The sequence below is a fragment of the Psychrobacter sp. ANT_WB68 genome, assembly GCF_008369115.1.
Taxonomy (GTDB): domain Bacteria; phylum Pseudomonadota; class Gammaproteobacteria; order Pseudomonadales; family Moraxellaceae; genus Psychrobacter.
On record NZ_VOAZ01000003.1, the window covers coordinates 621,754 to 635,723 of the forward strand.

Annotated in this window: 10 protein-coding genes and 4 tRNA genes; 11 read left to right on the forward strand and 3 right to left on the reverse strand. The window is 42.6% G+C overall.

Annotated elements, in window-relative coordinates; translation table 11 throughout:
* Positions 1-320 precede the first annotated feature (320 nt).
* Positions 321-1,340 (forward strand): ferrochelatase, encoded by a 1,020-nt coding sequence (gene hemH, locus FQ084_RS11080; RefSeq protein WP_149490678.1) that lies wholly within the window; start codon positions 321-323, stop codon positions 1,338-1,340.
* A gap of 145 nt (positions 1,341-1,485) precedes the next feature.
* Here the strand turns inward: hemH and FQ084_RS11085 are convergent, their stop codons facing one another.
* A complete protein-coding gene (locus tag FQ084_RS11085) occupies positions 1,486-1,827 on the reverse strand; it encodes a hypothetical protein (protein WP_149490679.1) in 342 nt (113 codons plus the stop codon).
* 136 nt (positions 1,828-1,963) lie between these two features.
* Between FQ084_RS11085 and FQ084_RS11090 the strand changes: the two genes are divergently transcribed.
* Entirely contained in the window at positions 1,964-3,253 is a 1,290-nt protein-coding gene (locus FQ084_RS11090; RefSeq protein WP_188032949.1) for a right-handed parallel beta-helix repeat-containing protein, read from the forward strand.
* 276 nt (positions 3,254-3,529) lie between these two features.
* Here FQ084_RS11090 and polA read toward each other — a convergent pair whose 3' ends face one another.
* Positions 3,530-6,484, reverse strand: coding sequence for a DNA polymerase I (polA, locus tag FQ084_RS11095; protein WP_149490681.1), 2,955 nt, complete (start codon positions 6,482-6,484; stop codon positions 3,530-3,532).
* A gap of 257 nt (positions 6,485-6,741) precedes the next feature.
* Positions 6,742-7,155 carry an Ohr family peroxiredoxin gene (locus tag FQ084_RS11100; RefSeq protein ID WP_149490682.1) on the reverse strand — a complete coding sequence of 138 codons (414 nt, stop codon included), beginning with the start codon at positions 7,153-7,155 and terminating at the stop codon, positions 6,742-6,744.
* A gap of 280 nt (positions 7,156-7,435) precedes the next feature.
* Here FQ084_RS11100 and FQ084_RS11105 point away from each other — a divergent pair, with 280 nt between their 5' ends.
* From FQ084_RS11105 to FQ084_RS11145, 9 genes are all read left to right on the forward strand, one after another.
* Positions 7,436-8,356: a hypothetical protein gene (locus tag FQ084_RS11105; RefSeq protein WP_149490683.1), complete on the forward strand. Its 921-nt coding sequence runs from the start codon at positions 7,436-7,438 to the stop codon at positions 8,354-8,356.
* Between the two features lie 172 nt (positions 8,357-8,528).
* The gene (locus tag FQ084_RS11110; protein ID WP_149490684.1) at positions 8,529-10,124 is read left to right on the forward strand and encodes a peptide chain release factor 3; all 1,596 of its coding nucleotides are present in this window, start codon (positions 8,529-8,531) and stop codon (positions 10,122-10,124) included.
* Between the two features lie 208 nt (positions 10,125-10,332).
* On the forward strand, positions 10,333-11,190 hold the full coding sequence (locus tag FQ084_RS11115) for an RsiV family protein (RefSeq protein ID WP_149490685.1): 858 nt from the start codon (positions 10,333-10,335) through the stop codon (positions 11,188-11,190).
* A gap of 110 nt (positions 11,191-11,300) precedes the next feature.
* On the forward strand, positions 11,301-12,470 hold the full coding sequence (locus FQ084_RS11120) for an FHA domain-containing protein (RefSeq protein ID WP_149490686.1): 1,170 nt from the start codon (positions 11,301-11,303) through the stop codon (positions 12,468-12,470).
* A 432-nt stretch (positions 12,471-12,902) separates the two neighbouring features.
* Positions 12,903-12,978 (forward strand) — tRNA-Thr (locus tag FQ084_RS11125).
* 65 nt (positions 12,979-13,043) lie between these two features.
* Positions 13,044-13,127: transfer RNA gene (locus FQ084_RS11130), tRNA-Tyr, on the forward strand.
* Between the two features lie 86 nt (positions 13,128-13,213).
* Positions 13,214-13,287 (forward strand) — tRNA-Gly (locus FQ084_RS11135).
* A gap of 101 nt (positions 13,288-13,388) precedes the next feature.
* Positions 13,389-13,463 (forward strand) — tRNA-Thr (locus tag FQ084_RS11140).
* Positions 13,464-13,861: 398 nt separating this feature from the next.
* A partial coding sequence (locus tag FQ084_RS11145; RefSeq protein ID WP_227671040.1) for a GTP-binding protein occupies positions 13,862-13,970 on the forward strand: 109 nt, incomplete at its 3' end.

Sequence of the window (13,970 nt, forward strand, 5' to 3'; positions counted from 1 at the left end):
ATTGGCTATATATCAAATACCATCAGTGTAGCGTTTTACCCTGCGTTTCTGATGGATAAAATGCTACACTGAGGATAAATAGATAGTCTGTTATTTAACCGTAGCCTTGTATTTAAACGACTAATATTGCTTAGTATATTTTGATAATTGCCAAGCGTGGTTAATTAAGGCTTAATAGTGCTATTGCCGAATAAGGTGCTTAATAGTTTAAACTTTGCTTCTTTGAGATAGCCTGCTCTTTTATTTTGTTTAAAAGGCTCTTTAGCTTACTAAATATTATTACCCCACAATAACATAACCCAATAATCGATAGTGCCATTATGAAACCTAAACTGCCCCCACGCATAGCTGTCCTACTAGTCAACCTTGGTACACCTGATGAGCCGACTGCCCCTGCCGTCCGTCGCTATCTTAAACAGTTCTTATCAGATCCACGAGTGATTGAGATCCCGAAGTTTTTATGGGCAATCATTCTAAATTTGTTTGTACTGCCAAGCCGACCAAAACGCGTAGCAAAGGCCTATGCCAGTATTTGGGAAGGCGACTCACCGATTCGGAAGATATTAAAAGACCAAGTTGAGCTATTAGAGCCGCGCTTGGCTGATAGCGTTGCGCCGTTTCGGGTTTCTGTACATCCTGCGATGAGTTACGGCAATCCTGGTTTGCCTGATGTGATGGATACGCTGCGCAATGAGGGCGTTGATCATTTCGTCATCTTGCCACTATTCCCGCAGTATTCAGCGTCTTCTGGCGGTGCCGTATATGATGCATTAACCAAATGGACGTTGAAGCAACGCAATTTGCCAAGCTATAGCATTGTCAAAGACTACTTTGCGCATCCGCTTTATATCCAAGCGTTGGCCAATTCGATTCGCCGCTTTCAAGCTAAACATGGCAAACCTGAGAAGCTTATGTTTAGCTTTCATGGGATTCCACAGCCTTATGCGGATAAAGGTGACCCGTATCCGAAGCGTTGTAAATGTACCGCTGCCCAAGTGGCGCACGAACTTGGTTTGCAAGAGGATGAATGGATTATCAGCTTCCAGTCGCGCTTTGGTAAGCAAGAATGGGTTAAGCCTTATACCGATGTGGTATTAGAAGATTGGGGCAAATCTGGTGTACGCTCGGTACAAGTCATCAGTCCTGCGTTCTCCGCTGATTGTCTGGAAACGCTAGAAGAGTTGGCGATTGAAAACCGTGATAACTTCCTTAAGGCGGGCGGGCAAGAATATCATTATATTCCAGCACTTAACTTGGATGAGGCGCACATTGATTTGCTTGAAGCACTAAGCGCACCGCTAGTAAAAGGCTGGGCAGGCACATTGGACGGTTGGGCTTAATCGGTTAAAATTCTTAGAGCATAAAAAATACCGAACATCATGTCCGGTATTTTTTTTGTCTTTATAACTTTGCTACTTTCTTATCATGATAGGTTCTTTTTAAATATGTTGTTTTCTTAAAACTTATTTAAAAGTTGTTCACTACTCAAAAGTTATCGTCATTAGAAATCTTTGCCGCATCTCTGTCTGCGATATCGACGATATCAGGATAGCCATTGTCATCTAGATTGCCTTCGACCAATACTTCATCGATGCGAGCTTCATCGATATTTTGGCGATGCATTGGTGTGAGACCCTGGGTTGCGCCACTGCCTGCTTGCGAGTTGTCGAATCCTGCGCTATTGTCAAGGACATCATCATTATCAAAGGTATGCAGCATAGGGTTATCTAAATCAAGCTCTTGGCTGCCTGCGCTGTTGTCATTCATATTGTTATCATCTTCAATATGGTCCATCTCTTCTGGTAGTGGGGTTTTTGAATTGTCCATCATTGAATCCTTGTTATTATTGGCAGTTATTGTTTATCAAGATTAGTTTGACGGCTTATGATGAGTACGAATAGTAGTAAGGTGTCACAGGATGTTCAAAAAATGTAAGACAATCAGCAAAATAAGAAGGATTGATATGCTATCTATCACTAAGTTACTCTTCACAGCATCTTTGGTCAGTGTTTTGGCAGGTTTGACGGCTTGCGAACGTTTGCCTAATGCTAGTAGTCATGCAAACCTTGATAAGGTAGCTTCAAAACAGCCGCTTACCGATGATGCTGAGTTACCGACAGCAACGACGATAATAGATTGCGCACAATTAGCTCCCCAGCAGACCTTTAAGGTAAAAGGCTATAGCGCACTCAGTAAAGGCTGCGACTTGACAGGTCAGTCGATACGCTTTGAGCTGAACGATTCACATAGCTCACTTGATTGTCAGGGAGCAGCGCTTAGTATGATGGTGCAAGACCAATCGAAAGCCAGTGCGATTACCATTAAGCCTAAAACTGATAGTGCTATTGAAGATATTGCGGTTGCTAATTGTCATGTGGATGGCTATGGTCATGCGCTACATATTCGCCAATATAGCAACCCGAATCAGCGCTATGTGCGCGGCTTTATAGAGCCTGCTGCCAATCGTGCGCTTGCTCCAAGGAATATTCGGGTGATTAATGTGAGTAGTCGCAACAGTATTAATAGTGGCATGTTTGTCGGCGATCATGTACATGGGGTGACTTTTGATAAGGTATCTATCCAAAATGCTGGCACCGTTGGGCTCTATCTAGAATTTGGTAGTCGCGATAATGTGATTAAAAACTCTGTGTTTGTTGGTAATGGATTCCGCACTTTTAAGCCCAATCGTGAGGCAATAGCAGTTGACTCATCAAGCAATAATCTTATTGAAAATAATCAGTTTATCCATAATGGCGCAGGTGGTGTATTGCTGTATCGCAATTGCTTTGAGCATGCCGATGATGCGACGCTGGGCAACCATTTTAAGCGTACCGAGTCCAGCCGTAATAATATTATTCGCAATAATATCTTTCAAGATGAGCCAGTCGGTATTTGGGTCGCGTCAAGACAATCGCGTAATTTAAAAGGTTTTGAATGCGGTGCCTATTTGGTCAAGCAAACGCTACTGGCCAGCTATCATTTAGACAGCGCTAAAGACAATCAGATTATTGGCAATCGTTTTAAACAAGTAGAGCAAGGTATTATCGTCGAAGATGATGGAACGCTTATTAGTGGCAATCAATTTGCCGCTGACGTGAATCAGCCTATCAGTATTGGTTCTGAGATTCGTGAAGAAAGCGCGGCGGGAGCGATAAAAAATACCCTGATCACCGATAATTATTTTACCGATAAAACCATTGAACAAGCTGTTAAGGTTCGAGAGGCAAGCAAAACGGCCACCGAAATTCGCTAGTCGTCAATATGGAGACTTTATACTGCCTTAACGTCTGCTCATTAATACAGATAAAAGGGGAAAAATGGCGTCAGTTGTCCTAGTTTTTAAAAATGAAAAAAGTGAGCGGGAAGGCTCACTTTAAACCGTAAATTAATAGCTAATAAATTAATGTATATAAATATAACGAGAGCCGATTATCCTTGCTTGATTAGTTTGTCGGTGGTAAATAGCATTAAATTCAAGTGAGCATCAGTAGACATTGCAGCAAAAACAGCTATTAAAAAGCTGGCACGATTAATGTGCTTCATCCCAGTTTTGCCCACTATCGGTTTCAACCAATAACGGTACAGCAAAGTCGACATGCCAACCTTTTTCAACAGCGGTAGCCGTTAGCACATCTTGCATGGCATCAGTAATCAGTTGGCTAATATCATCAACCTTATCGGCATCGACTTCAAACACCAATTCATCATGGACTTGTAGCAGCATTTTCGCTTGCGCTTTAGGCAATACTTTATCGACGGCAATCATGGCAAGTTTGATTAGGTCAGCAGCTGAGCCTTGTAGTGGCGCGTTAATCGCCGCCCGTTCAGCGCCTTGTTTGACCATGCGATTGCTATGACTGATGTCAGGTGTATAAAGTTTACGACCCAATATAGTCTCGACATAGCCCTTATCATGGGCGCTGGCACGAGTGTTAATCATATAGTCTTTGACCCCTGGGTAACGCTTAAAGTACATGTCGATATAGTCTTGCGCCTCATTGCGGCTCATCTGTAATTGCTTGGCAAGACCAAAGGCGCTCATGCCATAGAGCAGACCAAAGTTAATGGCTTTGGCATTACGCCGCTCGGTCGGGGTGACATCCGCGACATCTTTCCCTAATACTTCAGCGGCGGTGGCAGCGTGAATATCTAGCCCTTCATTAAAAGCATGAGTCAGGTTTTTATCGCCTGAGAAATGTGCCATCAAACGCAATTCAATTTGTGAGTAATCGGCGGCTAAAATAACGCGACCTTCTGGGGCGATAAAGGCTTGGCGAATCAGACGACCGGTCGCAGTACGAATGGGAATATTTTGTAAGTTGGGATCCGTTGAAGATAAGCGCCCTGTGCTGGTCAGCGCCTGATGATAGCTAGTATGCACGCGGTCGGTCTCCGCATCTGCTACATTATCAAGCGCGTCGGTATAAGTGCTTTTAAGCTTAGATAGGCCGCGATATTCAAGGACAATTTCCACTAACGGGTGGTCAATTTTTGATAACACCGCTTCACCAGTCGAGTATTGCCCTGACTTGGTTTTTTTGCCGCCAGGGACGCCAAGCTTATCAAACAGCATCTCACCAAGTTGCTTTGGAGAGCCGAGATTAAATTCTTCGCCAGCGACTTCATACGCACGTTTCTCTAACTCGATAATTTCTTCATCAAAACGTTTTGATAACTCATTTAAAAAAGGACGCTTAATTAAGATGCCGTTCGCTTCCATTTGACACAGTATTTCCGCAGTTGGAATTTCTAGCTCATGCAGTAGTTTGGCATTATTTTCATCCTCGGCAAGTTTCTTACTGAAGACATCGAATAGCTGATAGGTAATATCGGCATCTTCACAAGCATAGTCACTGGCAATATCAATGGCCACTTGATCAAAGCTAACTTGTTTCGCGCCTTTACCAGCGACATCCTCAAAGCTGATAGTTTGTGTTTGTAGGTAGTGCCGTGCCAAGTCATCCATACCATGACGAGTAATGGCTGCATTGATAACATAGCTGGCAAGCATGGTGTCCATTGCCCAGTTATTAGGACTGGCATGAATAGCGCCTACTAAATCGATAGCATAGTGACTGAGAATATGCGCGTCATACTTGAGATGTTGACCGATTTTGCCAATATTAGGATTTTCTAAGATGGGTTTTAAGCGCGCCAATACCGTATCGCGATCGAGCTGTTTTGCGATCAGCGCATCGCCTTCTAGACCGTGTGTGAGCGGCACGTAATAAGCCTCATGTGCTCGTACCGCAAAAGACAAACCAACCAATTCAGCCTGACGCCAATGAACACTGGTGGTTTCGGTATCAATGACAAAATGCGGTGCGGCTTCTAATAATTTAAACAAGCTGTCAAAAGCAGGCTCGTCTAAAATAGTGTGCCACGCTCTATCATGGCTTTTACTGTCGGTAACATGAGCAATGGTGTTTGATTGCAGCGATTTGGCGATTTGCGCTTGTGACTCAGCATCAGCCTGACTATTTGCGACACTTTGCGCGCCATTGGCTGGATGATTGGGATGATCAAGCGATGCCAACTCATTTCTAAATTCCAGCTCAGTGTACAATGCCCGTAGCTCATCAATATGGGCACAAGGGTCGGTATTGATTTTTAAGTCTTGCCAGTCTTGACCAATATCTAAATCGGTGACGATAGTTGCTAGCTGCGCATTGAATGGAATGTCATTGGCATATTCGACCAAATTCTTGCCAGCACGTCCTTTGATATTGGCGACGTTTTTGAGCATATTGTCGATATTGCCATATTCATTGAGCAAATCTTTGGCGGTTTTTTTGCCAATACCGGGTACGCCTTTGATACCGTCAGAGGAGTCGCCCATCAGCGTTAAGAAATCAATCATCTGCTCAGGATTGATACCGAATTTTTCGACCACACCTGCGCTATCGGTAATTTTACCGGTGAAGCTGTCTTCTAATATCACACAGTCATTAATCAGCTGCATCATGTCTTTATCACCGGTCGATATGACCACATGATGACCTTCAGCGACCGCACGATAAGCAAGGGTACCGATAATATCATCGGCTTCGGCGCCTTCGATACGTAGTAATGGAAGCCCGAGGGCGGCGACCAAACTGTGGATATACGGAATCTGTTCGGCAAGCTCGACATCCATTTTTGGACGATTGGCTTTATAGTCCTCTGACATGGCATGACGAAAGGTCGGAGATTTGGTATCAAAACAAACCGCCATATGGGTTGGGTGGTAGCGACGCATCAGCTTTAGGAGCGCATTAAGTGTGCCGCGTATGGCGTTGGTAATCAAACCTTGAGAGTTCTGCATGGTTTTTGGCAAGGCATGATAAGTGCGAAACAGATAGTAAGAGCCATCGACTAAAATAAAAGGCGGCTGGTCTTTGTCCACATGCTTGGTGTCCATCGTCGCCACATTGGGCATGGAGGCAAAGTTTGGTAGCGTATTGGGATTAATAGGTGAGTGGGAGTTGTGGTCGTTATCGGTCATAATAAGTCACTTATCGAATTTTGGGCAGCAAGTAGTGGGTCAAGATATATCCTCATTATAACGATAAAAGTGACGCGTGCCGAATGTCTTAAAAGTTATGAGGTGTACAAGCATGGATTTTTTCTTGAACTTAATAGTTATTAAACAAAGGACGATTAGACTAAAGGCAGTTAAAGCAAAAAAGAGTCAATCAAACATAAAAAAAGAACCCAGACTTGCTGAGTTCTTTTTATATTAATACCTCAGCTATTGAGGATTTATTTTACTTCTGAAGTGACTTCGCTATCGATATTACCGTGAGTCGCTTTAGAATAAGGGCAGACTTTATTGGCTTTTTCCACTAGCTTTTGAAGCTCATCCGCTGATAGCTCTGTATTTTCAGCAATCACGTGGATTTTAACGGCCAATTGAAAGTCTAAGCCGTCACCTTTAAGTAAATCTACCGATACTTCAGTGGTAGAATCAAACTTCGCTTTTTCTTCCCCTTTAACTGCGGCAAGCGCACCATCAAAGCAAGCCGCATAGCCCATGGCAAATAGCTGCTCTGGGTTATTGCCTTCTTTGCCGGAACCTGGGGCGACCATATTAATCGTTAAATCGCTGTCTTGGAGGCTGGCATTACCGGTACGACCACCAGTGACGGTTGCTTTGGTAGCATACAATGTTTTCATAACATATCCTTTGTTGTGTTGTTGGTTTTTATAATCAATTTACAAGATTTACTATGCAATTTTACATAGCAAACCATTAGGTTAGCATAATAGACAGCAGTAAACGTATACGGCAAGTTTGGATATGGTAACTTACCAAAATCGCTTAAGTAAGTGCGCGATAGTAGCGAGATTTCGTTATATAAATAACGACTCTATTAATGTAAACTAATAATAAACACACCCATACTAAAATCGTCGGAATAGGTAAGAAAAATCTTAACCATAAGGACATTACTTAATGAATGGCTCGCTAAAGAAACGGATTGTGATATCGGGTATTGTCTCTTTAATGACTCTTGCTCTCGTCGGTTGCGGTGAGGATGAAGACGCTATTTTTGGCTCAAATGGTAGCAATAACATAACGCTGACTCGATTTGCTGATAGCTATGACAGCCAAGTCAGTGCTACTGCCATTGCGCGCATCGATGAGACCTACCGTACTGGCAACTATGACATTAAGACAAAAAATCTTGTGAATAGTTACAGCAATCAGAGTTTGAATACCTTAGATAAAACGATATTGGCGGATAAATTCGAAGGGCGACTGGAACATAAAAATATTGAAGTCAATGGTCGCATGGTCAAACGCCCTATTTTTGAAAAGAATACTACTAACAAGCTTAATTACGAAACCACTTATAAAACCTTGGATTTATCAGGTTTGAAAGCGGATAGTTATAGTGCAGGTAGCACGGTAAGCAACAGTCGCGGCATCATTACCGCTTTAAATAATTATCCTAAAATCCCAGCCAACCTAGCATTTCCAACAGGATCGGTTTGTTATATTCCAGTTGTCACCAGCGAGCGCGCATTTTTAGCATTTAATGAAAAAGACAAGACAGGATATACGTCGCTTGATAAATGGATTAATGCGGCAGAAGCGCGTTTTGACGATAATAGAGACTATAGAACCGCTGAGTTTGGTGTCGGCGTGGACAATAAACAAAAAGCGGCGCAAGTGATGTTTTTTGAATATAAGAACCAACCAGCTTATCAGTACAACGGTGTTGAATATAGTAAAGATATTTATGAAGCCGATTATGTTGCCAAAGGCAGTAGCAATCCAAATACCAACAGCCTTCGCGGCGTGGTCGATTGCACGATAGTCAATGAGGTGGCAGCCGACTTTTTAGAAAGGGAAATCAAGCGCTACTATTAAAGTTAAAAATATCTAAAGATAAAAAATATCAACACTCTCTACTTAGCTTTCAGAGAGTGTTTTTTTATGCGCTAATTCTGCATCCAGACGCTAAATCCGCTACAATACGCCCATTGTTTATTCTATTTATTTAGATTGATTTCTAAATGACACAACCGTTGAAGCCGAAATTATGAGCGTAGATCCAAAGAAATTAAGCAAAGAAGTCGCCAAACGCCGCACCTTCGCCATTATCTCGCATCCCGATGCGGGTAAGACTACTATGACTGAAAAGCTACTGTTATGGGGTCAAGCGATTCAGGTGGTAGGTGAAGTTAAAGGCAGGAAGACTGACCGTCATGCGACGTCTGATTGGATGAGTATGGAGCAAGAGCGCGGTATTTCTATCACCACTTCGGTCATGCAGTTCCCTTACAAAGATCATATGGTCAATCTGCTAGATACTCCGGGTCACGCCGACTTTAGTGAAGATACTTATCGTACTCTAACTGCTGTAGACAGTGCGCTGATGATGGTTGATGGCGCCAAAGGTGTCGAAGAGCGTACCATCAAATTGATGGAAGTGTGCCGGATGCGTGATACGCCCATCATCTCCTTTGTAAACAAGCTTGACCGCCAAATTCGTGAGCCACTTGAGCTGCTTAGTGAAATCGAAGCAGTATTAAAAATTAAATGTATCCCGGTCACTTGGCCTATCGGTATGGGGCAAGATTTCGTTGGTGTCTATCACTTGACGGAAAACAAAACCTACTTGTATGAAAAAGGTCACGGCGGTGATATGACGGTCGCTGAGACGCGCGAAGGCTACGATTATCCTGATATTCGTGAGCGTTTGGGGAAGCTGATGTTTGATTCTTTTGAGGAATCGCTTGAGCTGGTACAAATGGCGCTTGAAGAATTTAGTGTTGAAGCGTTCTTGGCGGGCGAGATGACGCCAGTATTATTCGGTACGGCGCTGGGTAACTTTGGCGTCAACATGGTACTTGATACTCTCATTAAATATGCGCCACCACCAAAATCCCATCCGACCAATGAGCGTGAAGTGGCAGCAACCGAAACCCAATTTAGCGGTTTTGTGTTTAAGATTCAGGCCAATATGGACCCGCGTCACCGTGACCGTATTGCTTTCTTACGTGTTTGCTCAGGTAAATATGAGAAAGGCATGAAGATGAAGCATGTGCGTTTGGGTAAAGACGTGCGTATTGCTGATGCGCTGACTTTCCTCGCGGGTGACCGTGAAGCGTTAGAAGAAGCCTACCCGGGCGATATTATCGGTCTACATAACCACGGGACAATTTCTATCGGTGATAGTTTTACCGAAGGGGAAGAGTTAAATTTCACCGGTATTCCGCATTTTGCCCCTGAATTATTCCGCCGTGTCATTCTAAAAGACCCGCTCAAATCGAAAGCATTGCAAAAAGGTCTACAGCAGTTAAGTGAAGAGGGCGCCACGCAGGTATTTATGCCGCAGATTAATAACGATTTAATCTTGGGCGCGGTCGGTGTCCTACAGTTTGAAGTAGTCGCGCATCGTCTAAAAGAAGAGTACAAAGTGCAATGTATCTTTGAGCCGGTATCTATTGCGACCGTACGTTGGATTCACTGTGATGATGAAGTGGCGTTAGCGAAATTTAAACGTAAAGCACATGATCAGTTATCGATAGATGGTGGCGGGTATTTAACGTATTTAGCACCATCACGTGTCAATTTGCAGCTGATGCAAGACCGCTATCCAGAAGTGACCTTTAGTAATACACGCGAGCATTAAAACGAGCTTATCCCTTTTTATGCTTACTTTTAAAAGACACGATATCGTGTCTTTTTTATTATGGACAATTTTTGCAGGGCTGGCTTGCTCAAAAGCACCAGTCATCAGAAATACTAAGTATCCAAAAACACAAACAGTGTAACTACAATACTACGCAATGATTACAGTAGAATATCAATAAACCTTATCTGTATATTAAAGAGGCTCTATGAAAGCTGCACTCCAACCTCATGCTAATAAGTCAAGATTGCCTCGAAATTTTGTCCTACAGAGCGCTTGGCTGCGTTTAATGACCTCGTTAGGTGGTGGACTGCTGCTTGGGTTGTTAAGCGTATCAGCGCACGCTGGGAGCTTGATTAGCCATACTGAGTATATAGATTATGAGTTGCCTAAAAAAATAGCAGAAAAATGTGTGGCGCGTGATAATTGTCCAGAGATTAAAGTAAAATATCTTAATACCAACCATGCTTGGATAAATACGATTACCAACGCGCGCGTCAATCATTTTGTCGTTAATAGTAAGCCGACTGAATCAGTACCCATTACCAAGAAAAGTAGCCCAAAAGATGTCAAAGCCGCTATCGATGGTTTTGTTAGTTCGCAGTTTTCTGATTTGCCAACAGATAGTGTGTTTGTTTATAGCTTAATGGTTACGCCCGAATATTTGGGCCATGTGAATGATTTTGAGCTGTTTGAGATAAGCTCATATGTGTTTACGGGTGGCGCTCATGGCATGCCTTATAGTGAATATCTGATATTTGACCAACAGACCAAGAAACAAATCCAATTAGCAGATATGCTTCAGCCCAATAAAAAACCTCGCTTTAAAGCCTTGGCCTATAATGCCTATAAAGACTGGGTCAAAACGGTCGATGAGGACGTTGCGAGCTATGAGAAAAACTGGCCGTTTACCCTAAGTGATAACGTGACTTTGACCGATAAAGGGCTTGATATTCGTTATCAGCATTACGCTATTGGTCCGTATGCGTACGGTATGCCAGTGCTTAGCATCTCCTACGAAAAGCTTGACGGTATTATAAAACCCCACTTTATTCCTAAAAAATGATGCCAGTAAATGTCAGCGGGTATTAAGTCTATTATTTAAAGGTAATTAATAGAGACCGCTATTTGATAAAGATAGCCATTGAATATTTAATAAAAATAAGGAGTGATAGTATGACTAATCATACAGGAAATGAAAATAGACCATTAGCCACAGATGGCGCAACATGGCAGCTTAAGGCCCTAACCGAAGCCTTGGGTGATCTGACATTGACGGTTAGTGACAGCCTATCTGTTGGACGCGGCAGCGATAATGATGTGGTGCTTGGCAGCAAACAGGTTTCGCGCAATCATGCGGTGCTGAGCGTACTAAACGGTGAGTTGTACGTTAAGGACTTAGAGTCGTCAAATGGTACCTTTATCAATGAGCAGCGCATTGAGGCCAATCAAACTAAAGCTCTTAATGCCGATGATACGCTAGGTTTTGCAAGCTTTAGTTTTCAGGTAAGTGCGTCTGTTGCTGCCATGAATAGTGAGCAAGCCGTTCCGGTGATAGCAGGAGAGCCAGTGCTAAGCTCAAGTGCTGATACTGACGAGGTAGCACCAGCTGTCGCTGCTGAACCTGTGGTTAAAGAAGCTGTTGTTGAAGAAACGAAGATTGAAGAGATTTTACTTGTTGCAAATAATCTCCAAACTCCTTCGGTGCAAGCACAACCTGTTGAAATTGTAGACGCCGAACCAGACGTTAGTGCTGCAAAAATAAATGAGCCAGTGATTGAAGAAGCTGTTATCGAAGAAACCATTATTGAAGAACCAGCTATTGAAAAAACGGTGGTTAAAGAGCCAGTAGTTACAGAGCCAGTAGTGAAAGAAACAGGAGTCGATAAAGTCTTGTCAGCGACTGATAATAGTGAGTCTATAGCGAATGAAGCCACACCGGTTGTCACTGAGCCAACTGAACAGGTAGTGATAACGGCTAAAGAGGTGCCAATTAGCCCCCCTGTTGTAGATGAGCCAACACAGAGTGCAGCTCGTCAAGCACAACAAGAAGCAGATGCTGCAAAGCATGACAAAACCACCAAAACGGCCCTACAAGAAGAAGCGGATCCTGATGTGTTACGTGCCAAGCAAGCTGCTACTGGGCAGTTTTCAGGTACTGCTAATTTGGGACAGCCTCGCGACCTTGGTACGACGGGTAATAATGCCATGGATCAAGCCATCAATAACCCTGCTAATGCTGGACAGATCGAGAAAAAGCCCAGCGGCGGTTGGTTTATATGGGTTTTTGTGGCTGTTTTAATCATAGGTTTGGCGTTATGGTTGTTTAATATGGGCGGTGTATAAGCCGACTTATCATTATAAATCACTTATGGATTTCCTTGAAAAAGGCAGCTGCCTGCTGATTGTATTTATATAACTTGCAAAAGTGTTCTAATGATCACTGGCAGTTTGCCAATTTAATGCATAGATTTTTTGTTTAAGGATTAACATTAACAATCGTTTCTGAGAAGTGATGCGATATAAGGTGAATTAAAAATATTTATTACTCGTTTAGGTGATAAAAATAGTCAGTGCTAGAGGACATAGTGATAGGCTATTTAGCTCGTCAATTGCTTGATCATATTAATCGCGATAAAAAATGCAATTTAGTACTAGAAAAAATGACAATATAATCAATCGCTTAATGGTTTTTATTAAAATAAAGACGAAAAAACTAAAAAAGAGCTTGCGTCTGTCAAAATATTTGATAGAATAGCCACCACTTTGAGAGAACAAGCCGACTTAGCTCAGTTGGTAGAGCAACTGACTTGTAATCAGTAGGTCGCCAGTTCGATCCCGGCAGTCGGCACCATCTCTTTCAAAGTCGCTTTTTATGAATTTGCTTTAAATTAAAGTGATTTTATATCAAGCAATCTAGGTGGGATTGGGGAGCGGTCAAACCCAACAGACTGTAAATCTGTCGCGAAAGCTTCGAAGGTTCGAATCCTTCTCCCACCACCATATTTTTTTCAAAGTTTGTCCTAGCGCCAAGCATACTCTATATCCTTAACGACTCGCTATTAGAGTCAACCAGTATAAGAGTAAATGCGGGTGTGGTATAATGGTAACACCTTAGCCTTCCAAGCTAATGACGCGGGTTCGATTCCCGCCACCCGCTCCATATATGCACCATCGCAGCAACTATCAATCATCACGACAGTCAGTTCTTATTGCTGTATCGTGATATTTTTTTTAGTGCAACCCAGTGGTTGGCTAGAATACGCTCATATAGCTCAGCGGTAGAGCACTCCCTTGGTAAGGGAGAGGTCTTGAGTTCAATTCTCAATATGAGCTCCATTTATTGTTCAATCCTTTATATTTGCTTTGCTACTTTCATATACAGCTTGGCATTGGTATCGAAATTATAAAATATTGAAAATTACAAGTACAGTGTGGCAGATAATGATTTAAGGGTGACACTGAGGTGTTGCCTTTTAGTGCTGTCAGTTTATTAATAAATTCATTAATAAAGTACAGGCAGACAAAGCAACAATGTCAAGAGATTGAAAAGCAAGTACATTGTCTATATATAAAGGTGTAGGCTGTAGTGCAGCTATTAATCATTATTAATAAATAAGTTTCAGTAGTAAAACCATAGCGTCAACGGTTTGATGGTTTCTATGCATCATGAGCCGTCAAACAGCTATTTACCGATCTTTGATTGTTAAAGATTCATCAAAAAAGAGGAAATACCCATGGCAAAGGCCAAGTTTGAACGCAGCAAGCCACACGTCAACGTCGGTACCATCGGACACGTTGACCACGGTAAAACAACCCTAACCGCCGCTATCGCAACCGTAGCAG

Bases quoted from the DNA above. Each gene is read 5' to 3' on its own strand.
- hemH (WP_149490678.1), top strand. From the start codon at position 321: ATGAAACCTAAACTGCCCCCACGCATAGCTGTCCTACTAGTCAACCTT.
- FQ084_RS11085 (WP_149490679.1), bottom strand. From the start codon at position 1,827: ATGGACAATTCAAAAACCCCACTACCAGAAGAGATGGACCATATTGAA.
- FQ084_RS11090 (WP_188032949.1), top strand. From the start codon at position 1,964: ATGCTATCTATCACTAAGTTACTCTTCACAGCATCTTTGGTCAGTGTT.
- polA (WP_149490681.1), bottom strand. From the start codon at position 6,484: ATGACCGATAACGACCACAACTCCCACTCACCTATTAATCCCAATACG.
- FQ084_RS11100 (WP_149490682.1), bottom strand. From the start codon at position 7,155: ATGAAAACATTGTATGCTACCAAAGCAACCGTCACTGGTGGTCGTACC.
- FQ084_RS11105 (WP_149490683.1), top strand. From the start codon at position 7,436: ATGAATGGCTCGCTAAAGAAACGGATTGTGATATCGGGTATTGTCTCT.
- FQ084_RS11110 (WP_149490684.1), top strand. From the start codon at position 8,529: ATGAGCGTAGATCCAAAGAAATTAAGCAAAGAAGTCGCCAAACGCCGC.
- FQ084_RS11115 (WP_149490685.1), top strand. From the start codon at position 10,333: ATGAAAGCTGCACTCCAACCTCATGCTAATAAGTCAAGATTGCCTCGA.
- FQ084_RS11120 (WP_149490686.1), top strand. From the start codon at position 11,301: ATGACTAATCATACAGGAAATGAAAATAGACCATTAGCCACAGATGGC.